21 protein-coding genes, 2 pseudogenes and 1 riboswitch are annotated in these 25,511 nt (G+C 39.6%); of the genes and pseudogenes, 16 read left to right on the top strand and 7 right to left on the bottom strand.

Features of this window, described 5'->3' with window-relative positions; all coding sequences use genetic code 11:
* Positions 1-105 precede the first annotated feature (105 nt).
* Positions 106-1,155, bottom strand: coding sequence for a transposase (locus AB2N10_RS06045; protein ID WP_354624507.1), 1,050 nt, complete (start codon positions 1,153-1,155; stop codon positions 106-108).
* Positions 1,152-1,463 carry a tyrosine-type recombinase/integrase gene (locus tag AB2N10_RS06040; RefSeq protein WP_354625317.1) on the bottom strand — a complete coding sequence of 104 codons (312 nt, stop codon included), beginning with the start codon at positions 1,461-1,463 and terminating at the stop codon, positions 1,152-1,154. Before AB2N10_RS06040 ends, AB2N10_RS06045 begins: the two co-directional genes overlap by 4 nt.
* 89 nt (positions 1,464-1,552) lie before the next feature.
* Here AB2N10_RS06040 and AB2N10_RS06035 point away from each other — a divergent pair, with 89 nt between their 5' ends.
* The 4 genes and pseudogenes from AB2N10_RS06035 (at position 1,553) to AB2N10_RS06020 (ending at position 4,667) form a co-directional block, all read left to right on the top strand.
* Positions 1,553-1,939, top strand: coding sequence for a transposase (locus tag AB2N10_RS06035; RefSeq protein WP_354625208.1), 387 nt, complete (start codon positions 1,553-1,555; stop codon positions 1,937-1,939).
* Positions 1,940-2,030: 91 nt separating this feature from the next.
* Positions 2,031-2,243, top strand: a pseudogene (locus tag AB2N10_RS06030) (hypothetical protein); the annotation flags it as partial.
* 92 nt (positions 2,244-2,335) lie between these two features.
* Positions 2,336-3,331 (top strand): hypothetical protein, encoded by a 996-nt coding sequence (locus AB2N10_RS06025; RefSeq protein ID WP_354625209.1) that lies wholly within the window; start codon positions 2,336-2,338, stop codon positions 3,329-3,331.
* A gap of 346 nt (positions 3,332-3,677) precedes the next feature.
* Positions 3,678-4,667 carry a bile acid:sodium symporter family protein gene (locus AB2N10_RS06020; protein ID WP_354625210.1) on the top strand — a complete coding sequence of 330 codons (990 nt, stop codon included), beginning with the start codon at positions 3,678-3,680 and terminating at the stop codon, positions 4,665-4,667.
* Between the two features lie 296 nt (positions 4,668-4,963).
* Here AB2N10_RS06020 and AB2N10_RS06015 read toward each other — a convergent pair whose 3' ends face one another.
* Both AB2N10_RS06015 and AB2N10_RS06010 read right to left on the bottom strand, forming a co-directional pair.
* Entirely contained in the window at positions 4,964-5,218 is a 255-nt protein-coding gene (locus tag AB2N10_RS06015) for a hypothetical protein (protein WP_354625211.1), read from the bottom strand.
* A gap of 450 nt (positions 5,219-5,668) precedes the next feature.
* Entirely contained in the window at positions 5,669-8,137 is a 2,469-nt protein-coding gene (locus AB2N10_RS06010) for a hypothetical protein (RefSeq protein ID WP_354625212.1), read from the bottom strand.
* A 270-nt stretch (positions 8,138-8,407) separates the two neighbouring features.
* On the opposite strand from AB2N10_RS06010, the pseudogene AB2N10_RS06005 reads away from it, so the two are divergent.
* The 4 genes and pseudogenes from AB2N10_RS06005 (at position 8,408) to thiQ (ending at position 13,075) form a co-directional block, all read left to right on the top strand.
* A pseudogene (locus AB2N10_RS06005) lies at positions 8,408-9,512 on the top strand (site-2 protease family protein).
* Between the two features lie 63 nt (positions 9,513-9,575).
* Positions 9,576-9,681, top strand: a riboswitch (TPP riboswitch).
* A 66-nt stretch (positions 9,682-9,747) separates the two neighbouring features.
* Positions 9,748-10,734 carry a thiamine ABC transporter substrate binding subunit gene (gene thiB / locus AB2N10_RS06000; RefSeq protein ID WP_354625214.1) on the top strand — a complete coding sequence of 329 codons (987 nt, stop codon included), beginning with the start codon at positions 9,748-9,750 and terminating at the stop codon, positions 10,732-10,734.
* Positions 10,730-12,331 (top strand): thiamine/thiamine pyrophosphate ABC transporter permease ThiP, encoded by a 1,602-nt coding sequence (thiP, locus tag AB2N10_RS05995; protein ID WP_369434653.1) that lies wholly within the window; start codon positions 10,730-10,732, stop codon positions 12,329-12,331. The genes thiB and thiP overlap by 5 nt, the downstream gene beginning before the upstream one ends.
* Before the next feature lie 42 nt (positions 12,332-12,373).
* Positions 12,374-13,075 carry a thiamine ABC transporter ATP-binding protein gene (gene thiQ / locus AB2N10_RS05990; protein WP_354625215.1) on the top strand — a complete coding sequence of 234 codons (702 nt, stop codon included), beginning with the start codon at positions 12,374-12,376 and terminating at the stop codon, positions 13,073-13,075.
* 122 nt (positions 13,076-13,197) lie between these two features.
* Here the strand turns inward: thiQ and AB2N10_RS05985 are convergent, their stop codons facing one another.
* Positions 13,198-13,674 (bottom strand): acyl-CoA thioesterase, encoded by a 477-nt coding sequence (locus tag AB2N10_RS05985; RefSeq protein ID WP_354625216.1) that lies wholly within the window; start codon positions 13,672-13,674, stop codon positions 13,198-13,200.
* 114 nt (positions 13,675-13,788) lie between these two features.
* Between AB2N10_RS05985 and AB2N10_RS05980 the strand changes: the two genes are divergently transcribed.
* Both AB2N10_RS05980 and AB2N10_RS05975 read left to right on the top strand, forming a co-directional pair.
* Positions 13,789-14,715, top strand: coding sequence for a M14 family metallocarboxypeptidase (locus AB2N10_RS05980; RefSeq protein WP_354625217.1), 927 nt, complete (start codon positions 13,789-13,791; stop codon positions 14,713-14,715).
* 41 nt (positions 14,716-14,756) lie between these two features.
* A complete protein-coding gene (locus tag AB2N10_RS05975; RefSeq protein WP_354625218.1) occupies positions 14,757-15,614 on the top strand; it encodes a DnaJ C-terminal domain-containing protein in 858 nt (285 codons plus the stop codon).
* Positions 15,615-15,683: 69 nt separating this feature from the next.
* Here the strand turns inward: AB2N10_RS05975 and AB2N10_RS05970 are convergent, their stop codons facing one another.
* On the bottom strand, positions 15,684-16,790 hold the full coding sequence (locus AB2N10_RS05970; protein ID WP_354625219.1) for an AI-2E family transporter: 1,107 nt from the start codon (positions 16,788-16,790) through the stop codon (positions 15,684-15,686).
* 84 nt (positions 16,791-16,874) lie between these two features.
* Positions 16,875-17,768 carry a pyridoxal-phosphate dependent enzyme gene (locus AB2N10_RS05965; protein WP_354625319.1) on the bottom strand — a complete coding sequence of 298 codons (894 nt, stop codon included), beginning with the start codon at positions 17,766-17,768 and terminating at the stop codon, positions 16,875-16,877.
* Positions 17,769-17,930: 162 nt separating this feature from the next.
* Between AB2N10_RS05965 and AB2N10_RS05960 the strand changes: the two genes are divergently transcribed.
* The 6 genes from AB2N10_RS05960 (at position 17,931) to pstB (ending at position 25,489) form a co-directional block, all read left to right on the top strand.
* Positions 17,931-18,635, top strand: coding sequence for a response regulator (locus AB2N10_RS05960; RefSeq protein ID WP_354625220.1), 705 nt, complete (start codon positions 17,931-17,933; stop codon positions 18,633-18,635).
* A 4-nt stretch (positions 18,636-18,639) separates the two neighbouring features.
* Positions 18,640-20,439, top strand: a complete 1,800-nt coding sequence (locus tag AB2N10_RS05955) for an ATP-binding protein (RefSeq protein ID WP_354625221.1) — start codon at positions 18,640-18,642, stop codon at positions 20,437-20,439.
* A gap of 338 nt (positions 20,440-20,777) precedes the next feature.
* Positions 20,778-21,827 carry a PstS family phosphate ABC transporter substrate-binding protein gene (locus AB2N10_RS05950; RefSeq protein WP_354625222.1) on the top strand — a complete coding sequence of 350 codons (1,050 nt, stop codon included), beginning with the start codon at positions 20,778-20,780 and terminating at the stop codon, positions 21,825-21,827.
* Positions 21,828-21,901: 74 nt separating this feature from the next.
* On the top strand, positions 21,902-23,290 hold the full coding sequence (gene pstC, locus AB2N10_RS05945) for a phosphate ABC transporter permease subunit PstC (protein WP_354625223.1): 1,389 nt from the start codon (positions 21,902-21,904) through the stop codon (positions 23,288-23,290).
* Complete coding sequence (pstA, locus tag AB2N10_RS05940; RefSeq protein WP_354625224.1) at positions 23,283-24,623, top strand: phosphate ABC transporter permease PstA; 1,341 nt, start codon at positions 23,283-23,285, stop codon at positions 24,621-24,623. Before pstC ends, pstA begins: the two co-directional genes overlap by 8 nt.
* Before the next feature lie 38 nt (positions 24,624-24,661).
* The gene (pstB, locus tag AB2N10_RS05935) at positions 24,662-25,489 is read left to right on the top strand and encodes a phosphate ABC transporter ATP-binding protein PstB (RefSeq protein ID WP_369434484.1); all 828 of its coding nucleotides are present in this window, start codon (positions 24,662-24,664) and stop codon (positions 25,487-25,489) included.
* The last annotated feature ends 22 nt before the right edge of the window (positions 25,490-25,511 follow it).

The raw sequence follows: 25,511 nt of genomic DNA, 5'->3' as shown, positions 1-25,511 counted from the left end.
TTCAATTATATCAATCTGTTATCTTTTTTGGTTGAATGCCAATACACCTCTTTTTATTCGCTTTCTGTTATGAATTCTTCGTAGAAGATCACGCGTGATAACACGCTAATTTCTCAGTCGCTTTATACCTACAAAACTCATTTCATGCTGACAACATGGGCAGATGTAGACGGTTTTTTTTCGTTTTGGTGTTATTGCCACCGTGCTTAAATGACTCCCTAGTATCAGCATGATTTGCAAGCGAAGTTGTTTAGCATTACCTCTCAAGAAACCGTAATCACGAACGCGCTGCAGGCCTTTTGGTAATACATGTTGTAAGATTAACCATAAGAATTTAAGTACGGGTAATGTTCGCTTTTTGATAATATCTGTTCCTCCTTCTTTATATCTAAAGGTCACTGTTTTTTCGCTGACATTAATAATGTCTTTATCGGGTAACACGCCACGGTACAGGTAACGAGATAAATACTGGAATGATGACAAACCAAATCCGACCTTGCGACAATCAACGACCCATTTTTTAGCAATATCATTGGGCATAGCTAACTCGGGGTGGTGATTGATTGCATCAATCACTCTTGCTCGCCATACCTTGGCGAGTGCCAATTCATTAAAGAGATATTTCTTATCATTTTTATGCCACTGCTTGTTCGTTGCATCATAGCTTCCACTGGGCACGATGATATGTAGATGAGGATGACATTCTCTTTTACGATTATGTGTGTGTAATACGCTGGTAAAACCTAAGTCACCTTTATTCTGTCGTGAGGCAAAGTCTTTTAATATGTTTGATGTTACTTGAAACATCAATTTATATAGCGCCTTCGGTTTTTTATGAGCAAGGGCTCTAAATTGATAGGGTAAGGTAAACGTGACCATAAAATAGTGCACAGGTAGTAATTTATTAGTTTGTTTGGCTAGCCAATTCGATGTGGTTTGATGCAAACATTGTGGGCAACTTCGGTTTCCACAGGATGCGGGATGTTGTTGGTCATGCTGACAGTGTCCGCAGTGCCATTGTGTGGTGCGGGTTGTATCATTTTTACAGTGCAACATATCGGTAATGGCGCGGCGAATATCTTGATTTAATAATCCACCATATTGTTGCTCTAGTTGCTCATGGTAGCGTTCAAGTAATGCAATAAATTGGCTCATAAAGCCTCCCATTGAATCGGTAATTTATCGGTTAGTTGGTTAAGGGCTGCCACATTGTCTTTTTGTTTAAGCGTGGTGAGTTGTGTGTATTTTGCTGTGGTATTGAGGCTATGATGGCCTAATAATATTTGCAGAGAGCGTAGGTCAATACCTTGCTCTAACAAGTGTGTTGCAAAGCAATGTCGCAGTGAATGTGGACTTATATTTTTCTTAATCCCTAACTCAGCCATTACTTTCTTCAAGGCTTTTTGGACGCTTCCTTTATCCATGGGTACATGTTTGTTTTGACCAAAACGAGGAAATAATATTAATGCAGGACACCCACACCTTTTTGACTAAATGGAATATTGTACCTACTATATAAACAGTGTTTTTGTTTACAGTTGTGGGGTTTGGTATGACACAATCACGTGCTTCGTTAATTTCTCTTGTGGACACACCTTATTATCATTGCATTTCTCGATGTGTTCGCCGTGCATTTTTGTGTGGCGAAGATAATTACAGCGGTAAAAACTATTCACATCGCCGGCAATGGATGGTCGATCGCATTCGGCAATTAAGTGATATCTTTGCCATTGATGTTTGCGCTTATTCGATTATGTCTAATCACTATCACCTTGTTTTACATGCTAATGAAGCCGAGATTAGCGCCTGCAGCGATGAAGAAGTTTGCCGACGTTGGTATCAACTTTATTCTGGCTCAGAAATAGTTTCTCGATGGCGTAAAGGGGAGCTGACTTGCGCAGGTCAAATAGAGGTGGCGCTTGAGATAATCATCAAATAAAGTAGTGTAGGACACCCACACCTTTTTGACTAAATTGAATATTGTACCTACTATATAAGCAGTGTTTTTATTTACAGTTGTGGGGTTTGGTATGACACAATCACGTGCTTCGTTAATTTCTCTTGTGGACACGCCTTATTATCATTGCATTTCTCGATGTGTTCGCCGTGCATTTTTGTGTGGCGAAGATAATTACAGCGGTAAAAACTATTCACATCGCCGGCAATGGATGGTCGATCGCATTCGGCAATTAAGTGATATCTTTGCCATTGATGTTTGCGCTTATTCGATTATGTCTAATCACTATTAATGCAGGACACCCATACCTTTTTGACTAAATTGAATATTGAACCTACTATATAAACAGTGTTTTTGTTTACAGTTGTGGGGTTTGGTATGACACAATCACGTGCTTCGTTAATTTCTCTTGTGGACACGCCTTATTATCATTGCATTTCTCGATGTGTTCGCCGTGCATTTTTGTGTGGCGAAGATAATTACAGCGGTAAAAACTATTCACATCGCCGGCAATGGATGGTCGATCGCATTCGGCAATTAAGTGATATCTTTGCCATTGATGTTTGCGCTTATTCGATTATGTCTAATCACTATCACCTTGTTTTACATGCTAATGAAGCCGAGATTAGCGCCTGTAGCGATGAAGAAGTTTGCCGACGTTGGTATCAACTTTATTCTGGCTCAGAAATAGTTTCGCGATGGCGCAAAGGGGAGCTGACTTGCGCAGGTCAAATAGAGGTGGCGCTTGAGATAATCAGCAAATGGCGTCATCGCCTGCTTGATATATCTTGGTTCATGCGGGCATTAAATGAATTTATTGCCCGCAAAGCGAACGCCGAAGATAACTGTAAAGGGCGTTTTTGGGAAGGGCGCTTTAAGTCGCAAGCGTTGCTGGATGAAAAGGCCCTATTAACTTGCATGGCTTATGTTGATTTAAACCCCGTGCGGGCAAAAATGTCAGAAAGTGTGGAAACATCGGAATTTACCTCCATATTTGAGCGTATCCACAGTAAATGTAGTCACGATGAAGTGTTGCATAACCATGATAGCCGTAAACCCTTATTTGGTTTTGTAGCGGCAGAATGTGATACCTCCCAAGAAGGTATACCCTATGCCTTACTCGATTATTTAGAGCTTGTTGATTGGACTGGACGAGCGATTCGAGAGGATAAGCGCGGCGTGATTTCGAGCCAACTGCCAAGCTTATTAAGCAGCCTTGGCTTAGAGAGTGATACCTGGTTGTCCTTAGCGGTGAGTTTTGGTAAAGATTACCATGGTGCAGTGGGCTCACTTGAAGAGCTTGCCTTGTTTGCCGAACACACTGGTCGCTGTTGGGTATCTGGGCAAAACAAACTAAGTTGTATGTTGCATTAACTCCCCCATGATTTATTTTTTATTAACTATTAACACTGCGTTAAGGGTGTTTTGTGCGTTGATTTTAATAAAATTTGATTAAACAGATTGAATTGAGTATCAAGTGTGGGAATTTAACTATTTAAATACAGCAAAGCGCTGATTAAGATTATTTTTAAAAAGAATGGCTATTATATTTTATAAATGAAAAGATATGGATGTCCTCGTTTTTCTCCTCGTTTTTACTCGTTTTTTTTAAGTAGCGAAGTAATGATGATAGTTTTTAAATGATTAGCAATTATCCGTTATAATACGCATAGCACCCATAGGTGATTGGTATAAACATTTTAAGGTTAAATTATTAAAAATGAATGTTATTGGTAAACTTAAAAAAGAGTGGTTTTTAGTCGGCATGCTTATTGCGATTGTTCTCGCAACGATATCGCCCGGAGTAGGAAAAAGTGGTGGCTTGATCCATCTCGAAAAACTAACTGCGGTAGGGGTTGCAATCGTTTTTTTCTTACATGGTTTAGGTTTATCACCCGCTGCAATTAAAGCGGGTATTACCAATTGGCGTTTACACATTTACATTCAGGCCGCGACTTTTATTGCTTATCCACTTCTTTGGGTTGTTTTTGGAGATCTGTTGTTAGCTTATATGCCAGCAGCACTGGCGTTTGGATTCTGTTATCTATTTGTTTTGCCTAGTACTATCTCTTCTTCAGTAGCGATGACTAGTATTGGTAAAGGTAATGTACCCGGCGCCATTTTTAACGCTTCCCTGTCGAGCATTCTGGGAGTTTTTATTACGCCACTATTAATTCAGCTGTTTATGGGATTTGAAGGTGCTGAATTAGATTTGATGGCCTCGATTATCTCAATTTCAAAGTTGTTATTATTGCCGATGATTTTGGGGCAGATGGCGCGTCCATTGTTGCTAAGCTTTGCTGAAAAACATAAAGCAGTGGTTAATAAAGTCGATAAATATGTCATCTTACTGATTGTTTACAATGCATTCTGTGATTCAGTCGCTAATCGTATCTGGCAATCGTTCTCGATTCAGATGCTTGTCAGCTCAGTGATTATCTGTTCGATTGTGTTGTTAGTGATGGTGCATTTGGTGCAGTGGGGAGCGCGTCGTAGTCAATTTTCGCTGCCAGATGAAGTTGCGACAGTGTTCTGTGGTACGAAAAAAACACTTGCTGCGGGTATTCCAATGGCAACGGTTATTTTTGGCTCTGATCCTAATTTAGGTATGATTCTGTTACCGATTATGCTCTATCACCCCATTCAGATCTTCTATTGTGCCATTCTTGCTAATCGTTATGCGCTGCAAAGTGAACAAGCACAGGCATAGTTACAAGTTATTATTGTAAGGGATTAAAAAACGGCCATCAATTTGGTCGTTTTGTGTTTTGTAACTGATATCCTTTTTATTATGACTCTGTTTTAAAGCAGATATAATACAAAATAAAATTTTTAACAGAATCAAAGATATGGATGTCCTCGATTGGCTCGATTGGCTGGTTGGGTGAAAGAAGGTAATAGGATAAATGACAAAACCACTGTTGCTATCGCTCGTCATTTATCGGCTCTTTGCCCAGCAACTAATGTGGACAATTTATAATTTATAGCATCTTGTGCTGCGAAATATTATCGCTGCTTGATTTTGGGAGATGGGGATCTGCTGAACAGTACTAAACAAATGCCAATGAAAAATGCCATCATCGCTAAACCAATTTTTGCATTGCCAACATAACCGACGCTTAAAAGTAATACGCCTGTCAGTAAGAGCAGCAGACCGATAGCTAAAAATAAACGTGGGTAACGTGTTAACAAAGAAGAATAAGCAGGACTCTTTTTTGTACGACCACTGTGTTTTACTGCTTTATGTTTTGTAACTGACATAACTGGCATCCCTTTTATTATGACTCTGTTTTAAAACAGATATAATACAAAATAAAATTTTTATAACAGTAAGTTAGATCACATCATGGTGAAATAGAAAACCACTAATTATTCATTCCATTACATATTTTTACTTCTTTTTAAAGCATGTTAATGAGTAACGAAATTAGTGTATCCCGTTCCTTGGGAAGGGCGTGGAGATAAGTGGATAGTAAGGGCTTTCGATTAGCGAAACGGCAGCTAACATAGCGATAATTTTTTTGGCGATACAATGGCCTTTATAGGGGCGTTTATTTGGGATCTGTATTGCCCAACATTCTGGCTGGGCTGGCAGGGCTGTGATGGATTCGATTGCTTTTTTATTCTATTGGTTTACGCGAGAAAATTATCATCAACCGCGAATGAATATAACCAAAATAAGATAGAGCTGTTATGGATTGGTAAGAGCTTTTAGCAGTCAGCATTGGCTACAACGATATTGTGTGGTGCGTATGTTTGATGAGTTATCATGTCGGTAATATCCATGATGTTAAAAATAGCGAGTGTATCTTGTAATTGGTCGATAACAGGTTTTAACTTTATTGCCGCATAACACTCCATATAGTTTTTTTCATCTATGAAATATTTGTCGAAAACGTGGCCTTTTGCGGTACCGTTTATTCGAACTATTCTAGGGTTGCCAATACAGCCCAGAACGGATAATAGTTTACGTAACTCGTCGTGTTTTTCATCCTCTTCAATCTGTTTGACAAAAAAGTATTTATCACCGTTTGTACGAGTTCGTGGCATCACTACAAAATATAAATTGTGATAGGGGGAGTGTTGGGGTGTTAATTCAATTTGTTGCACGATAGCCTGACGAAATGCATTATTGTTCATTAAATTGAGTAACTCAACCTGAGGCTCTTCAGCAAAGGTTGGTAAGGATGAGTTAGCGGAAAGAGCCATCTCTTTTATATATGACCCCGAGGTATGTTTGGCAGTGATGCCATGGGGCAAATGGAGATTATTTGAGAATATATTGCGTAGTACACGTGATAAGCCTGCGATATCTTCTCCATAACCTAGCACGGGTAAATCTTCACGGTGACTGTTGATATAGGTATTAAGTAATTTACGACCTGTGTGCGCATCTACTTTACCATCAAGAGACAATCTATATTGGTGATTACTCTCTTTGCCAACGACATAATAAGGGTGAAATTTTTTATTGCCTTTTTCATTTTTTTGCAGGTCAGGGAAGTGTAAATGGACCCTATCGCCACTATTTAAACTAAAATTGGGTGACAGTTGTATTTTTAAACCACAGCAAGATATATTGACAGTAGATCCACTAACAAACTGATTTTGTTGAAATGATCGCATTTGTAAATGGAAGCAAAGTTCAGTGATAAAGCGGTCTTCTTTTCTCAAGTCATTGGTTTCAGCATAGATACTCAGTATCTCTTGATGCAGCGTTGGTTTTTTTAAAACAAAGCTCGAAAAATTAATCGCTTGTTTGTTAACATCGGTATCGGTATCGTCATCAAATAGATGTAAAAAGCGAATTGAGTCAGTAAGGTCAGTGATCGTGACCATTCTAGTTAGCCCCTTTGCCAGCGCCTTTGCTCGTTCAAGCGTATCTTCATTGTTGACAGTAAAAGCATCGCCCGCCGTTGAAGGTAGTGAGCTTGGTACATAGCATTGAGAATCGGGCTCTACTGTGTTGCCATCAATCCGATAGCACAACAATTGATTGTTCTGTAAAGCCAGCTGTGCGCGCTCTTTAAGAGCAGAGTTAGCCAAAAGTAAATTATGTGGTAATGCAATATAGCGTGTTTTACTTTGATTGTCAGAGATAGGTATAACAACAATATAATAGCTAAATCGTTTACCCGTTATTAATTCGGCTTGTATATAGGGTAATGCGCAGCATGAATGTAAAAAATCTTTATTATTTCTATTTTTGCCAAAACGGCCAATATCTTGATTACCGAGTGTTTTAAATTGCGCATAGGGCAGCCAAGTACCATTTTTATGAATTAAAAAAACTGCTAATGAATTTAAACGTGAAATCACAAATTGTTCAGAGGCTTTGATAGCAATCGCATTGATGGTGTTTTCAACGGAGATATTATTACGTTTTTTTTGCGTTTGCAGGTAGTTATTGGCATAGCTGAAAAATTGCTCTGCCGTGTTACAAAACTGTTCATTGTGATAGTTGAGATTTAGGTAAGTATATTCATTTTTTTTATAACTATTTTTTATCTCATAGGTAACAATAACACGGCCACGAAAAGTATATTCATTTTCGATACCATGGATCCAAACATGTACTAAACCATTTTTGCGGATCACTTTTTGTGTCAGCACTTTAATTGCTAAACCACTGGAAGAAATGTCCGTTGTAATACCTTCGATAGCAAAATGTTCAAAGGCGGTTTTGCTCATCTTTTCCGGGCTATTGAAGAAAAGACTTATTTTACGAATAAAATAGAGTCGTTCTTCTCTTCGCTGATAAAAACCAGTGAGATGAATCGCATTGGTTTTTGGAAACTTCCCTTCATTGGGGTTTGCTCTGTACCTTTGCTTTGCTTTTTTGCTTATTTGTTTATAAACACCGAGCGTATAAGTGCCACTGTAGTTATTAACTTCGTTAATGAACTCTTTTTTACTCACATCATCTAAATAATGTAACACGCCTTGAAAGGTGAATTCTTTACAGTTTTTTTGAAATAAATTTCTCAAATCAATGACATGGGAAACCTTTCGGGAAAGGTTCATTATTTCCATTTTGATTAAAAAGCGAGTTGAGGGGGAAACTTGCGGTGTAAGGTGAGTAATATCATCCTCTAACGTTGCGGCATTGAATTTGTGTCTGAGCTCCATTATGACGTCAGAAAAATCACTGATATCGGTATTGGTAGTTATTTTATTCATAATGTTACTTAATATTGAAGTCCGCAATTCTAAAGGAGTTTTTCAGAATATATAACCATGTAATTGGCTAATGTATGTAAAAGCGTCATTGTTTACAATCACTGCCACTCGTATATTTGATATTAAGCAGATTTTTCAATGTTGCTTTGTTATACCGATACGTTGTCAGCCGCGAGCGTCAGTAGCCAAGCACCAGATAACCATCTTGAGGTGACAGGGGGATTTTATGTCGGCATAATTCACGATATTACGCTTTAATAGGGATTATCTGTGCAACTTTTACAATTACAACATTTAGGTCAAACATTGCGCTTAGAAGCGTCGCCTGCTGGTTGGCAACAACTCTATTGGGGAGACCAAATTGTTTCTCAAGTAACGGCCAATGCAAATCACAAAGGTCTATTATGTCACCACTTTCAATTGCAGCAAACAGTGCAAGATAGTGATGCGTCTACTGAAGTGATTAATTATCGTTTAGATATCGATTTAAGTTGGCAGCCGTTCTTCTTTAAAATATCAGTTAGTCGTTAATGATGAGGTTGTTCTTAGCGGGCAACGTGACAGCAAAGACATTGAACAGCAACCCCCCGTTAGTGTCGATGATACTAGCAAAAAAATCAGTGTCGTTGGGATGGTCTCTCTGGCGCTAAAGCTTTTTAAAAGTGCAAAGATGATCAAAGTGATATTAGCTGGTGCGAGTTTGGCTGCATACAGTTGGTTTTTCTCATTTCAATTTGCACTCGCGTTACTGGCTTGTTTAGTCTTTCATGAATATGGTCATATTCGTGCGATGAAATATTTTTCCATGCCAACCAAGGGGATCTATTTAATCCCCTTTGTTGGTGGATTGGCGGTCAGTGATAGTAAAATTAATACGCGTTGGCAAGACGTGGTTATCTCCATTATGGGGCCTACATTTGGCTTGATTTTGTCCTGTGTCTGCGTGGTTGTTTATTGGTTAACGGATAGCCCCTTTTTTGCAGGTTTAGCCGTTTTTAATGCCTTACTCAATCTATTTAATCTGCTGCCCATTTTACCCTTAGACGGCGGGCATATATTAAAAAGCATTAGTTTCTCAATGCATAGCAAAGTAGGGGTGTTTGCCTGTGCAGTTGGTGCAGGGTTAGGCATTTATATCAGCTACAGCCTTGGTTTAACTTTACTGGGGTTTCTATTAGCTATTGGCTGTTTGGAAATCGTCTTTGAATGGCGTAGTCGCTGGCAAACAAATTTATTGCCCCTTGATAACTATGGACAAGTCGTTTCAACATTGTGGTATTTACTCACGGTGGGTGGGTTAATTGCCATTATCTTCTATTTTGCCAATGATAATGACCCGATTTTATCCTTACCATTACAAATATTGGGCAGCTAAAACGTTAAAGCAGAATAAAATCAGCGCGATTGCTATTATTTATCGACTTAAGGTATATAATAGCGATTCTCATCGGGGGGCTTGTTAACAGGCTGAGATTATCCTTTATGATAAAACCCGTAGACCTGATCCAGATAATACTGGCGTAGGAAATGAGCTGTTCCTTGAGTGCTTAGTGACGACTTTTTGACCTCCCTCATTCCCTATCTATTCCACACAATATATGGAGTGTATAGTGAAAAAAACACTTGCCTTAATGGCGATTTCAACCCTGTTCGCAATGCCAGCAATCGCTGATAAATTAGTTGTTTATACCTATGATTCATTTGCTTCAGATTGGGGTCCCGGCCCTAAAATAAAAAGCGCATTTGAAAAGCAATGTGACTGTGAATTGCAGTTTGTAACCGTTGATGATGGCGTTTCTATTTTGAATCGGTTACGTTTAGAGGGAAAGAATAGCAAGGCAGACATTATCTTAGGGTTAGATGACAGTTTAATTGCAGCAGCCAAGCAAACAGGGCTATTAATGGAACATCAGGTCGATAGTGCTGACGTGATTGTACCGGGTGGTTGGTCAGATAAAACCTTTGTACCCTTTGATTATGGTTACTTCGCCTTTGTTTATGATAAACAAAAAATGCAAAATCCACCAAAAAGCTTGGCGGAGCTGGTCGATAGTGAAAATAAGCTGCGTATTATCTATCAAGATCCACGCACTTCAACACCGGGTCAAGGGTTAATGCTATGGGTTAAATCGATTTATGGCGATAAAGCAGCCGCTGCATGGTCTAAGCTTGCGAAAAAAACCGTCACGGTAACCAAGGGGTGGTCAGAAGCTTATAATATGTTTTTAAATGGTGAAGCCGATATGGTGCTCTCCTATACGACATCACCCGCCTATCATCTCATTGCCGAGCAGAACGATCAGTATGTGAGTGCTGATTTTGCTGAAGGGCATTACATGCAAATCGAAGTGGCAGCTAAAGTGAAAAGCACACATAACCCGGTATTGGCTGAACAGTTTATGGCATTTATACTCAGTGAACCATTCCAATCAGTTATTGCAACGGGCAACTGGATGTATCCGGTTACCAACGTAGCGTTACCAAGCGAGTTTAGTCAACTCATGGTGCCAACTAAATCCTTATCACTTTCTGGCGAAGCAATTGAAGAAAACCGTAAATTATGGATTCGAGAATGGCAAAATGCGTTAATCAATTAAGCGGTTATCTGTTATTTTAATTCACCATAAAACATGGCCCGGCCTTTTCATTGCTGGGCTTGTATTCACTTTTATCGTCACCGCGGTGTCGGCATTATTATTCTATCCCTTAGATATAAATATTAGCGTCTTATTTGTTGATGCCTATTACCGCCATATCACCGCTTTTAGTTTTTATCAGGCATTTTTATCAACGCTATTGAGTGTCGGTTTGGCTATTCCCGTCTCGCATGCGTTATCACGGCGTCATTTTTTTGGTAAATCATTATTATTAAAATTGTTTGCAACGACGTTGGTGCTGCCTGTGTTGGTCGGGGTGTTTGGCATACTAGCTATTTATGGCAATAGTGGATTATTGGCAAGCCTGTTACAGCATATCGATCAACGTTTACCGTTTTCGATTTATGGGCTCAATGGCATTTTACTGGCTCATCTGTTTTTTAATTTACCCTTTGCCACGCGATTATTATTACAATCACTGCATTCTATCCCCATACAGCAACATAAATTAGCTGCCCATTTAGGGCTTTTTAATTGGCAGAAGTTTCGTATTGTAGAGTGGCCAACCATGCGTCAGCAACTTCCCCACGTCGCTGGATTAGTCTTTATGCTCTGCTTTACCAGTTTCGCGACGGTCATGGCATTAGGCGGTGGCCCTAAATCAACGACAATAGAGCTAGCCATTTATCAAGCGATTAAATTTGATTTCGATTTACAAGCAGGGGCATTACTGGCGTTATGGCAAATACTTCTATGCAGTGTCATTTTACTGTTTGTACAACGCATTTCACGACCATTACCATTGAGTAATCGTGGTGACAACCTCGCAATACAGTTATTTAATGATACCTGTTCATCTAAATACTGGGATCGCTTTTGGATCGTTGCCGTTATATTGTTAGTCGTGCCACCACTTCTAATGGTCGTGATCAGTGGTTTGAATCACCAAATCCTTCATGTTATTAGCGATACTCAGTTTTGGAAAGCGCTATTTAACTCCCTAATAATTGCTCTATTTGCTGCATTTTTAGCGTTATTCGCGGCTACCTTTATTTTAATTTGTAGCCGTTTTTGGCGCACTAGGGGGTTAAATAAACGCGCCGATAAAATTGAGATGATAGCGAGTTTAATCCTTGTTACCCCGGGGATCGTGATCAGCACGGGGTTATTTTTACTATTACGTAATAGTAGTGATATGTTTAGTTTAGCGATTATTGTTGTGATGCTGGTTAATGCGTTAATGGCGCTTCCCTATGCGTTAAAAACATTAGCACAGCCGATGTTTCAAATTGCGCAGCAATATGACATGCTCTGTGCAAGTTTAGGTATTGATGGCTGGTCGCGATTTAAAATTATCGAGTGGCGAGCGATCAAAAGGCCATTTATTCATGCTTTTTCCATTAGTTTTGTATTATCCATTGGTGACCTAAGTGCAATCGCGCTCTTTGGCAGCCAAGATTTTAAAACACTGCCTTTGTATTTATTGCAATTATTAGGCAGCTATCAGATGCAATCGGCTGCAGTCATTGCCTTGTTTTTATTATTAATCAGTGTGGGTGTTTTTTCAGTGATAGAAAAATTGTCGTTAAAAAAATAATGAAAATATCACCAATTCGCATTTCATACTCAGGCTAATTTTATGATTAAATTCAACAATGTAACCTATTATTATGAACAGCAAACTTTTCATTTTGACTTTACCCTTGCAAAGGGGCGAATCGTTGCTGTACTAGGGGGAAGCGGGGCGGGTAAAAGTACCTTACTTAATTTAGCCGCTGGATTTATTGAACCGAGTAGTGGCACGATTGAGCTATCAGGTAAAACGGTTAATACAACGCCTCCCCATTTACGCCCCTTATCCATTTTATTTCAAGAGCAGAATCTATTTTCGCATCTATCGGTGCTTGATAATATTGGACTCGGTTTAGATGTCCGTTTGCGACTGACGGCACTGCATAAAGCGCGTATCGTCGCGATTGCTGGAAAGTTATCTATAGATACGCTTTTAGAACGTTTTCCCGATGAACTATCTGGTGGACAGAAACAGCGCGTAGCATTAGCGCGCTGCTTTGTGCAAGATAAACCATTATTGTTATTAGATGAGCCTTTTTCAGCATTAGATCCGATGTTGAGGTCTGAGATGGTCGCGATAGTTAAAAATTTAGCTGAGATAAACCATACCACTATCGTAATGGTGACTCACCATATTGGCGATGCTTTAGCGATTGCCGATGATTACATTTTTATTGAAGACGGGCAAGTTATGAGCATGGATAAAATCGCCATGTTAAATGAGAACAATAGTAATCTTGCCATCCAAAAATATTTGCAAGTGAGTTAGTAAAATAAAAGGATAGGTGTGTTTACCTACCTCTTATTCCTAATACAAGTAGCTTGCTGGATAGCTAATAAATCTCTTAGATGTAAAATTTTGAACGCCATGTTGCCTTGTTAATATATATATTAATTAACAAAAGCTTGCATCTCTTCCCCTATTGTTTTGCGCATTTCCATCAATTTAATGATCGCTTCATGTTGTCGTTTATCATCATCACTCACAGGAGACCATTGGGGTACTTTGGCTGTGTTGCCTGTTTCATCAACAGCAACCATCACAACGATACAATGTGTTGTTAAACTGCGATTTAATAATTTAGGATCGCAAGCACAAACTTTGATGGCAATGTGCATAGATGAATTACCTGTATAAACAATTTTTGCATTTACCTCTACCAAACTGCCAACTTGAATTGGTGAAACAAAACGGATTCCGCCTGCATAGGCGGTGACACAATATCTGCCACTCCATCCCGCGGCACAAGCATAGGCTGCTAAATCAATCCATTTCATAACCGCACCACCATGCACTTTACCACCAAAATTAACATCCTGCGGCTCAGCTAGAAATCGCAAGGTGATATCTCTTTGTTGTTTGTCCATTCTATTTTACACTCCGTATATGATTGAATAATAGATAGTATAGATGTTAACGCATTGTTAATCCGTTGTTTAGCGTTTTATACATCAGAATTTATAAACACAGCAGGTCGTTATATGAAAAGCGCAAAACAAGAAAAAAAAATAAGTAGTTCTCAAAAGTGGGGCCAAGTAGAGCGCGAAGCTTGGTTGCAACAGCAGCAAATCCAACGTTCATACCAAAGTGATGTTGTAGATAAGTTAAAAATAATGGCTGCAATAGCCGATAAGCAATTTGTTTGTGAGCAGTATGGGACACTTTCCTATGATGATTTACGCTACCCACTCTATATTGTTAAAAGTGCGCAATGGCACGGTGATAAAGCCACTATTTTAATTACAGGTGGCGTTCATGGTTATGAAACTAGTGGCGTATTAGGGGCACTGAAATTTATTGAAACTAGCCTATTGACTTACACTCCTCATTTTAATTTTATCATTGCCCCCTGTGTTAGTCCTTGGGGATATGAAACAATTAATCGTTGGAATCCTATGGCGCTTGATCCTAACCGTTCATTTTGTCAAAGTAGTGATTGTCAAGAATCGCAAGCCCTGATGGATTATCTCGTTGCAATGGAAAGCAGCATCACCGCGCATATCGATTTGCATGAAACAACCGATACCGATAACACCGTTTTTAGACCCGCTTTGTCGGCACGGGATGCGGTGCAACACAGTATTTGGGATATCCCTGATGGCTTTTATTTAGTTGGAGATAGTGAAAAACCAGTAGATGCTTTTCAGGCGGCGATTATTCAAGGTGTTAAAAGTATTACCCATATTGCAGCCGCGGACAAAGACGGTTTGATTATCGGTGAGCCTACTACCCAATATGGTGTAATAAACTATGCTTGTAAAAAACTAGGGTTGTGTGCTGGATTTAGTGACGCCCCCTACTGTACGACAACGGAAGTTTATCCCGATAGTGCAACAGCCTCCCCTGCAATATGCATCGATGCACAAGTTGCCGCTATTACGTCAGCTCTTGATTACTTAATAAAATAAAAAAATACGCAAGAGTCGGTCTTGTAATTAAGGAAAATATAATGACTAAACGTGATTATTATGAAGTGTTAGGGGTTGATAAAAATGCAACCCATAAAGAGATCAAAAAAGCCTACAAAAAGTTGGCTATGCAATATCACCCTGATCGTACCAAGGGTAACACGCAGTTAGAAGAAAAATTTAAGGAAGCGCAAGCGGCCTATGAAATCTTGTCCGACGAAGACAAGCGCCAAGAGTATGACGATTTTGGCTTTCAGGGGAATCAGTTCCGCTCACATGGTCATGGATTTAACCAATCCGATATGGGGGGCTTCCAAAATGGACAGGGTGATTTTAACGATTTTTTTGCCAATATGTTTAGGGATCAGCATCGACCAAGAGCCGAAAAAGGAGCGGATTTACGCTATCGGATTAATCTATCGCTGCGTGAGGCTATTAATGGTTGTCAAAAAGAAGTTAAATTCCCTAATACCGATAAGGCATTAAAAGTCACTATTCCACAGGGCATTGATGAAGGGCAAAGTGTTAGAATAACAGGTAAAGGCGAAGAGGGGGTCTTTGGTGGGCCCAAGGGGGATCTGTTAATTCAGATATCAATTAATCAAGATCCTGATTTTCAACGCAATGGTGCCGATCTGCACTGTTTCGTTAAGATGAGCTTCCCTACGGCCGCACTAGGGGGGACATTAAAAGCGCCAACTCTTGATGGGTATATTAACCTTAAAATACCCAAGGGGACACAGACAGGGAAAAAGTTCCGTATTAAAGGTAAAGGGGTTAAACCGATGAAAAGTCATCTAGTCGGGGACTTAATATATGAAGTGGTGGTCGAGACGCCCGAGACATTAACGGCACAACAAGAGGAGTTGATTCGTCAACTTGCGGAGACTTTCCAATAATTATTGGTAAAGATATAGACACTTATCAAGAATAGATTAAGTGTCTATAATAGACGTAGAGATTAACCGTTATTTTTCGATTTCACTTAGCGATGCAATTTTTTCACTCTCAGATTTGTAATGCGATAACCATTCAAGTAGTAGCTTATAGCCAACACTCAAGACCACTGCGCCGACAAATAAACCAATAATCCCAGACATTAACATGCCGCCGATAGCGCCCATTAAGATAACAATCATTGGTACATCGACACCCCGTCCAAGCAATAAGGGTTTTAAGAAAGTATCACTGCCACTGACGATCACACACCAAACTGCAAAAATAACCGCTTCTGTTCCCGGTGAAACGGAAAACACATAGGCGATGATTGGGCCTAATATAAGGATTGGCGGTAACTGCACTATAGCAAGGAATAAAACGATAAGGGTCCAAACTCCTGCAAAGGGGACGCCCATGATAACTAAGCCTAATGCCGCAAAGATCGCTTGAATACAGGCAATGCCAAGTACCCCTTGGGCAACACTTTTGATGGTCGCCGCTGCCAGTGCTACGTAATTATGGCCCTGTTCGCCAGCAAGGCGGTTGGCAATTTGTTTAGCGGCAGACTGAGCCGATTTAGAATGAGCGAGTAGCATCGCTGCTACAATCACTGCAAATATAAATTGTAAAATAACCAGACCACCACTGACTGTTAAGCCAATCAATTGTTTGCCTAGCTGACCGAGTTGCGGCTCGATTTTAATTAAAGCCGATTCTAAATTTTGCGAAGCAAGTAGCCAAAAATCATAGACTTTATCGCCAACAAGTGGCCATTCGGCTATTGATTGACTCGGGGCTGGTACTTGTAAATTACCATTAATTAATAGGGTAGATATCGATTTAATCGAATCAAATATAGAGCCCGTGGCTAAAACAGTTGGGATCATGATAAGCGTAATCGTGATTAAGGCAAAACAAGTTGCAGCGCGTCCTTCCTTACCATTGAAGAGTTTCGTTAATTTTTGGTGCAAGGGGTATATCGCCACAGCGATTATCATCGCCCACAGTATTGGCGAAATAAAAGGGGATATGATCCCAAAGCACCATGCCGCGATGGCGTATAATACAACCAGCTTAATGGCTAAATCTATCACGTGAAACGCAATTCGTTTCTCTTTTAAATCAAAGTATGGCACTTATTATCTCCTATGATTGTTGTTTTTCGGTGCACAATATCAGCATATTAAATGAATGCCTAATATTGGTAAAATATTTTACGGTTATCTACCTGCAGGGTATTTTCTTGTATAGCGTGGTAGCATGCTTTCATTACCAACGAGTCCACCTTGGTGTATATAAATAACCGGTCGGTTTTGCCCATGCTCATGTAAATAATCCAACAGTGTTAACCACCCTAGTGGGTCATATAATAAATCAAATTCAATGCCAGTTTGTTGTTTAGCTTTTTGCCACATAGTATAAAATTCGGGGTACAGTTTGCCAAAGTGATATTTTTTCTCGGTTTGTAAAATAGTTGGCCAGTATTCGCAATTGACTTCTAGCTCTGCAAATTGACTGCGTAAATAGTCTGTATCGCCGACGCAGGCACAAGTGACGACTTGATAAGGTAATGCGGCTTGCAAAAAGAGAGAGGTAGTACCAGTACCAGAGGGTAACATGACCAAAGGATCGTTGAGTTTGTGTTCGCGACAAAAAGTGTTTATCTCCTGTGCAAGTTTGCCGACACCTTGTTTTGCTTGCTGGCAACGTCCCCCCTCGGGAACAAATAGCGTCTCTTCATTTAAGTGAGCGTATTGTGCTCGCATCATACAGTCAAGGTTGGCATATTGTTGCAGTTCACGCTTATCGACTTCGATGACATTCGCGCCCAGTGCAAGTGCCGCACGATAATTTCCATTCGGATTTTCTTTTAGCCATGGTGCAATATGGCTGACATAAAAGTCTAATTGCCAGCCTTTTATTTTTGCCAGTGCCGCTAAGGAGTAGAGGGAGTTTGCCTGTGCAGAGCCGTGGCCAATAATGCGCTTAATAGCTGAAAAATTATTTTCTAAGAAATAGCTGAATTTGCGCGCTTTGTTACCCGAAAAATGTTGATTAAGTAGATCATCGCGTTTGATATAAAAATCAAAACCTTCCAAGCTAACCAACTGCATTGGTGAGGTCGCCAAAATGTGACTGATAGGCTGTTCGTGCATAATTTCCCTTGTTTGTGGATAAGTTATTATTGTAAATGGTATTTTTGTTAATTCATATTTCTTAATATTTTCTTTATATAACTGTATTATCCTAGGTAAATATATTTATATAGGATAATTATGGCTGACCAAAAAATAGTGGTGGTAGAGGATGAAGCCGATATATTGGAAATTCTTACCTACAATTTACAACGCGAGGGATTTGATGTTGTTAGTGCAAGTAATGGGATCCAAGGATTGCAATTAATTAGAGACCATTTGCCCGATATCGCATTACTTGATTTGATGTTACCCGGCATGGATGGGTTAGATATTTGCAAACAGCTACGTTCGCAAACTGAAACTGCTAATATTCCCATCATCATGGTAACCGCAAAGAGTGAAGAGAGCGATATTGTCCTTGGGCTTGGCTTAGGCGCAGACGATTATGTCAGTAAGCCCTTTAGCCCGAAGGAGTTGATCGCACGTATAAAGTCAACCCTACGTCGAGGCCAGCATCGTGTCGAAAAATCAAGTAGTAACACGCAAGATTGTATCGCTGTAGCAGGATTAGTCATTGATAGTGATAAACATAAGGTCACCTATCTCGGTGAAAAAGTAAAATTAACGGCCACGGAATTTCGCCTGTTGCATTTTTTAGCCTCGCATCCTGGACGAGTGTTTTCCCGAGAGCAATTAATGAATAATGCATATTCGACTGACGTCATTGTTGTTGACCGTAATATCGATGTTCATGTGCGCTCTATTCGTAAAAAAATTGGTGAACAACATCAATTCATTGAAACCATACGCGGCGTTGGTTATAGCTTTAAGGATAGCGAGTAAATAAATGTTCAAAACTGCACTGTTTAAGCCAAGTCTGTTACGCCGTTTATTTGCCGGTTATGTGGTGATTATTCTGACATTAACGTTAATTGTGAGTCTGCTAATTAGTCGTCAAACAACTGAAAGTACCTTGCAAGAGATTCAGCATTCGCTATACATTCGTGCGCAATTTTTAACGGAGTTGTCAAAATCATTTTTACTGCCAACTAATGTAGTGAGCGAAACTAGTATTAATCGAATGTACCTCGACTTGGGAGAAAAAACACAAAGTAGACTGACACTGATTAATGCGCAGGGAAGGGTGATTGCTGATTCACAACAGTCCCCCGATACTATGGACAACCATCTCAACCGAAGTGAAATTATCGCGGCTCGGAAAAATCACATTGAAGCAAAAACACGTTTTAGTAAAACATTGCGTCAAAATATGTTTTATCTGGCGTTACCTGTGATAGATAAAGATAAGATAAATGGCTATGTTCGCGTCTCTTTACCGTTAACGATTATTGATACCAAATTGTCACAACTTCGTATTGCGGTGGCGTTAAGTGCTTTATTTTCTGCAATTGTCGCTTTGATATTAGGTTACTATTTCGTTAAGCGATTTTCTGGCCCATTAGTGAAAATTACCGCGGTGGCACAAGCTATTTCAAAAGGTGATTACAGTAAGCGCATCGTGACTAATCAAAAGGATGAAATAGGCACTTTAGCACGCGCTTTTAATCGTATGGCGCGCAGTTCCGAGTTACGCATCAAGCAGATTGTTACGGAAAGAAATCGCCTTGCGATGATTTTCGCAGGGCTGGTGGAAGGGGTTATTTATGTCAATGAACACATGAATATCATCCACATCAATCAAGCAGCTGCAAATATGTTTAAACTATCTATGACAACATCCATAAAGCAGCCACTAGCTCAGCAGATTAATGTTCCCGATATAATAAATGCAGTTAAGTCAGCAATCTCATTACAAGATGTGGTTAAAATTCAAATTAAAAATGAGAATAAAAGTGTTAATGCCGCTGTCGTTGATGTTTATGTTGCTGCATTAAATGATGATTTAGGGGAATCGGCAGGGGCTGTTGTGGTGTTCCATGATATTTCTGAACTTGCTTATTTAGAACGAGTACGCCGAGATTTCGTTGCCAATGCATCCCATGAGTTAAAAACACCGATCACGGCCATTCGAGGTTTGATTGAAACTATTATTGATGATCAAGAGATGCCTGAAAATACACGTATTCGATTTATGGATAAAATTAAAGCGCAAACGATTCGCTTAACTGCTTTGGTGACAGATTTAATGAGTTTATCGCGTTTAGATGACTATCAATATGGATCACCATTTGAAGTGATTGATTTACGGATAAGTGTTAAACAAGCGATAAAAAATGCAATGGTTATCAGCCAAGATAAAAATATATTACTTTCACATCAGTTAGGCGATAAAAGTGTGAGTATCAATGGGGATCAGCAAGAGATACAACAGCTTATTGATAATTTAATTGATAATGCAATTAAATACACACCTGAAGGTGGTCTGGTACAAGTCAAGTTAAAAGCGTGTAACGGAGAAGCACAGTTAATTGTCAGAGATACGGGTATCGGTATTAGTAAAGCAGATCAATTGCGCATTTTTGAACGCTTTTATCGTATTGATAAGGCGCGTTCACGGGATTTAGGCGGTACTGGTCTTGGCTTGTCGATAGTTAAAAATATTGTCGAGAAACATCACGGAACCATTAATGTGGATAGTCAACCAGTACATGGGTCAACATTTACCGTCACATTCCCTCTGCGCTAATCCTGTTAATGAAGCTGATATAGCCATTTGACCTTAATCTACTTTGTTAGTCGTTAACTCGGCTATAAGTAGAAACGACTAATAATACCAATTCCGATAAATAGCTGATCTATTTACGTCAAATTACGCTTTGAATTAAGCTGTTTTTCCTGCGCAAAATTTAGATCGCATACTTACAGGAATTGGTATAATTGCACTTCTCACCTTAATGATACTTTCTTTACAGTTATAATTTCTTTATTAACCTGCTGAATATAAGTAATTTTAATTTTATCTTAATCTAATCTTAACATTACTGCCTGATAATCCTTGCAACCCAACTAAGGAGTGTCAGGAAAATGAATAAATTATTACTCAATACATTAGCATTAACTTTTACTGTTTCATCTTTATCATCAGTAGCATACGCATCAACCCGTGATGTAATTAGTGTTGTTGGATCATCAACTGTATATCCATTTTCAACGGTTGTTGCTGAACGTTTTGGTAAAAAAACTGGCTTAAAAACCCCAAAAATTGAATCTACAGGTACTGGCGGCGGCATGAAATTATTTTGTGCTGGCAATGGTATTGATACACCTGATATGGCAAATGCGTCACGTCGAATGAAAAAAAGCGAATTTGACATGTGTGTTAAAAATGGTGTTAGTGATATCACCGAAGTGTTGATTGGTTTTGATGGTATCGTTGTTGCTAATAGTAAATCTGCAGAGCAGATGAAATTAACTCGCCAAGAGTTATTCCTAGCGCTAGCAAGTGAAGTCCCTGCGACAGATGGCAGTGAAAAACTTATTCCTAATCCCTATAAAACTTGGAAGGATGTTAATGCCTCATTACCAGACTTTAAAATCGAAGTGTTAGGACCACCGCCAACATCGGGCACCCGAGATGCGTTTGTTGAGTTGGTGATGGAAGAAGGGTGTAAACAATACTCATGGATTAAAGCACTTAAGAAATCGGATAAGTCTCGTTTTAAACAGATTTGTCATTCAGTACGTGAAGACCATGCCTACATTGAAGCGGGTGAGAATGATAACCTCATAATTCAAAAGTTGGTAGCTAATCCAAAAGCGTTAGGTATCTTTGGGTTTAGTTTCCTTGACCAAAATGCAGATAAAATTCAAGGTTCATATATTGAAGGTAATGTGCCGACATTTGAACATATTGCTGATGGAAGCTATTCAGTATCACGCCCACTCTACTTCTATGTTAAAAATTCACATATCGGTAAAATCCCTGGTATCAAAGAGTACTTGGATGAATTTACAAGTAAAGCATCGATGGGTTCGGAAGGATATTTAACGGATAAAGGATTAATTCCTTTGTCTACAGATAAACTAAACGCTTTACGTAGCGATGTACAATCACTGAAAAAACTAATGCTATAAGAGATAAATATTAGTAAAAATGAGGTAGCCCATTTTGGGCTACCTTTTATCGTTTTAATTTAATAGGGCCTTTTATGACCTCAACAACATTAATTTTTATAATAGCAATACTCGCACTCGGGAGTTATTGGTATGGCATGCAACGTTCCATTAAGGTAGCTGGTGGTGTAAGTCAGATAAAGAATATGCATTCTCTTCCACAGCAATTTGGTTTGTTAACTGCATTTTGTTGTGGGCTACCAGCACTGTTTTTACTATTTTTATGGGGAATTATTGAGCCTAATGTTATTCAGAGCTTATTGGTTGAATCATTACCCAAGTCAGTGCAAGCATTAAAACCGGATGAGTTAGGTCTGTACCTTAATGATATTCGTATTATGGCATCATCCCAGATTGTTAATTTAGATAGCCTATCGGCAAAGCAAGAAACTGCTATCTACCTTCAGCAACTACACGACAAAGCCAATATCTTAAAGTATGCCTTAATATTAGTCACAGCAGTGGCAAGTACGATGTTGGTCATGTCTCGTTTCAGTAAAACCTTCACTGCACGTGCCTTTTCAGAACGCATTATTAAGCTGTTATTTTTATGTTGCTCTATCGTCGCTATTTTTACGACACTTGGCATCGTTATGTCGGTCTTATTTGAGTCCATGCAATTCTTTAAATCAGTTTCTAGTCTCGACTTTTTATTTGGTACAACGTGGAGCCCACAAATGGCAATGCGAAGTGATCAAGTCGGGTCCTCGGGAGCCTTTGGAGCAGTGCCGTTATTTGCAGGCACGATGTTAATTACCGTGATTGCAATGACCATTGCTGCGCCAATTGGTCTATTAACCGCTATCTATCTTTCACAATACGCGAGTAAAAGACTGCGTACCATTGCTAAGCCGATGTTAGAGGTGTTAGCGGGGATTCCTACCGTGGTTTATGGTTTTTTCGCCGCATTAACGGTTGCCCCCTTTATTCGTGGGATGGGTGAATCTATCGGTTTAAATGTCGCCTCAGAAAGTGCTTTGGCAGCAGGCGTGGTAATGGGGGTGATGATTATACCTTTTGTCTCTTCACTTTCCGATGATGCAATTAATGCCGTTCCTACTTCACTTAAAGAGGGGTCGTTAGGAATGGGCGCGACTAAATCTGAAACCATTAAAAAAGTGTTATTACCTGCCGCTTTGCCAGGCATTATTGGGGCGATGTTATTAGCGATTTCTCGTGCCATTGGTGAAACCATGATCGTGGTAATGGCAGCTGGGATGGCTGCAAATTTAACGGCCAATCCACTGGCTTCAGTCACCACAGTCACGGTACAAATTGTTACGCTATTAACAGGGGATCAAGAGTTTGATAGCCCGAAAACACTCGCTGCATTTGCATTAGGTTTGATGCTGTTTGTCACTACTTTATTACTTAATATTATTGCTTTGAAAGTGGTCAGAAAATATAGAGAACAATATGACTAAGCACATCAATAAACAACAAGAGATAAATTCTATGTCAGAGAATACGCAACTAAGTAATACGGATCGAATTAGAAATAGTCTTCGTAAACGTAATGCGAAAGAAATTCGTTTTCGTTGGATGGGGCGTTGTGCAATCGCATTTGGATTTTTAATGGTGGTTATTTTATTCGTCGATATCACCGCAAAAGCCTATCCAGCATTTTATCAAAATTGGATCAAAATAGAGGTAGAGTTGAGCCCTGAATTACTGGAGCTTAGCAATAGTGCTAATGAGCCTATCAGCAGCGATGACTTAGCAAAAGCGAATTATATCAGCGTGGTGCGAAAGGCATTGTATAAGCAATTTCCTGAAGTTAGCTCGCGCAGAGATAGACGACAATTGGCGCAATTATTGAGTTCAAACGCTGAGTTTGATTTACGAGATAAAGTATTGGCAGATCCCTCTCTGGTGGGCAAAACTCTACCAATATGGTTTCTTGCCGACGATGACATCGATACCTACTTAAAAAGTGATTACATTGATAATGAAGGCGCTGGACGGGTCTCTGAACAGCAAGCGATGTGGCTAGATACACTTCATAAAAAAGGCGATATTGAAACACGCTTTAATACGTTATTTTTTACTAATGGTGATTCTCGTGAACCTGAGCTTGCTGGTATAAGAGGCGCGTTAAGCGGTACATTTTTAACCATGTTAGTGACGTTAGTTATTTCCTTTCCCATTGGTGTTGCCGCCGCTCTGTATCTGGAAGAGTTTGCACCTAAAAATCGTTGGACGGATCTTATTGAGGTTAATATCAACAATCTTGCGGCAGTACCATCGATAGTCTTTGGTTTACTGGGGTTGGCTGTGTTGATTAATATCTTTGGATTACCGAGATCGGCGCCCTTAATTGGCGGTATCGTCCTTAGTTTAATGACATTACCGACAATCATAATTGCCAGTCGAGCTTCAATTAAAGCCGTGCCAAACTCAATACGTGAAGCAGCAATTGGCATAGGCGCTTCACAAATGCAAGTGACGCTAGGGCATGTTTTACCAATCGCTATGCCCGGTATTTTGACCGGCACCATCATCGGCTTAGCCCAAGCTCTTGGTGAAACGGCGCCTTTGCTGATGATTGGTATGGTTGCTTTTATTGTTGATGTGCCCGGGAGCTTCACTGATGCAGCGACGGTTATGCCGGTACAAATATACCTCTGGGCCGATAGTCCTGAACATGCTTTTTTAGCAAAAACATCAGCCGCAATTTTAGTACTGTTAGCTTTCTTATTGGTAATGAATTTAAGTGCCTCGCTACTGCGTAAGAAATTTGAAAAAATTGGCAAATAATTTTAAGCAAGACCCTATTTATAGTAAGTGAGAACAAAATGACAACAGCAAATAAAACAACGATCAATGGTATAGAGATAACGCAAACAGTTGGCAACGTATTTGCTGATGATGCAAAGATGTCGATGCGCAATGTTGATGTTTATTACAGTGATAAACAAGCGATTCGCAATGTAAATTTAGATTTAGCACGTAATCAGGTAACGGCTTTGATTGGCCCATCGGGCTGCGGAAAATCTACCTTTTTACGTTGTTTAAACCGGATGAATGACACCATCGATATCTGTAAAGTGACAGGAAGTTTATTATTAGATGGCGATGATATCTACCATAAGGATATGGATCCTGTGTTATTACGCGCACGTGTGGGTATGGTATTTCAAAAACCTAACCCCTTTCCAAAATCTATTTATGACAATGTCGCCTATGGCCCCCGAATCCATGGCTTAGCTGCGAATAAAGCCGACCTTGATGAAATTGTAATTACAAGTTTGCAAAAAGCAGGCTTATTTAACGAAGTCAAAGATCGTTTAAACTCATCGGGAACGGGGCTTTCGGGCGGGCAGCAACAACGTTTATGTATCGCAAGAACGATAGCAGTTAGCCCTGAAGTTATTCTTATGGATGAACCTGCTTCGGCATTAGATCCGATTGCAACTGCGATTATCGAAGAGTTGATTGATGAATTAAAGGAGCGTTATACCATTGCAATTGTTACCCATTCAATGCAACAAGCCGCTCGTATTTCGCAAACGACCGCCTATTTTCACATGGGACATTTAATTGAAGTTGGCTCTACGGATCAAATCTTTACTAACCCCGTACACAAACTAACAGAGAATTATATCACTGGCCGTTTTGGTTAATTAGGCTGACTAACAGGAGTAA

The organism is Psychromonas sp. MME1 (genome assembly GCF_041080865.1).
GTDB lineage: Bacteria > Pseudomonadota > Gammaproteobacteria > Enterobacterales > Psychromonadaceae > Psychromonas.
Note: the sequence above shows the minus strand (reverse complement) of the source record. Positions and strands in the feature narration are given on the sequence as shown.